Below are 452 nucleotides of genomic sequence, written 5' to 3'. Positions count from 1 at the left end.
CTTATAAGCTATCGGGTCCGGCTCTAACGAATATTGATCTAGTCGAAGGCATTCGGCAGGCTATTCAATATTCTGCGTACAAAGGAACGGAACTGGCATGTGTTACCAACGGTCACGAGTGGCTGGTATTCCGCAGTAATCGGCACGGTGATGGTACCGACACGCTTGCGGGAAAGGCGTTTGCATTTGGCTCTTTGGAGTGCGTGAGGGACCAGTTCAAGAATTTTTTTAATCTTTTGGCAAAAGTACGAGTCGCGAGCCTCGCGTTCCGAGGTCTGTTCCAAGAAGCGGAAGGCAGGGTTATTCGTCACTCCGGTTTTAGGCGTGTCCTGCGCCCACCGGAAACAGCAGCGTTCCTACCCCAGCCGGAGATAATTCCGGAGCTGGATCGACTAATGACGTCGTTCTTCCAGCGACTCGCTAACGAACGCGATCGTGAAATGATCGACTAC

At 52.0% G+C, this 452-nt stretch carries 1 protein-coding gene; it reads left to right on the top strand.

Annotation, left to right across the window (positions count from 1 at the left end; genetic code table 11):
* Positions 1-452, top strand: a 452-nt coding sequence (locus J5M58_RS26900; protein WP_207880442.1) for a hypothetical protein, incomplete at both ends; no start/stop codon positions are given.

The sequence above is a fragment of the Pseudomonas sp. 32_A genome (assembly GCF_017490905.1).
In the GTDB taxonomy this organism is placed as follows: domain Bacteria; phylum Pseudomonadota; class Gammaproteobacteria; order Pseudomonadales; family Pseudomonadaceae; genus Aquipseudomonas; species Aquipseudomonas inefficax.
This window is presented reverse-complemented; position numbering and strand designations above follow the sequence as displayed.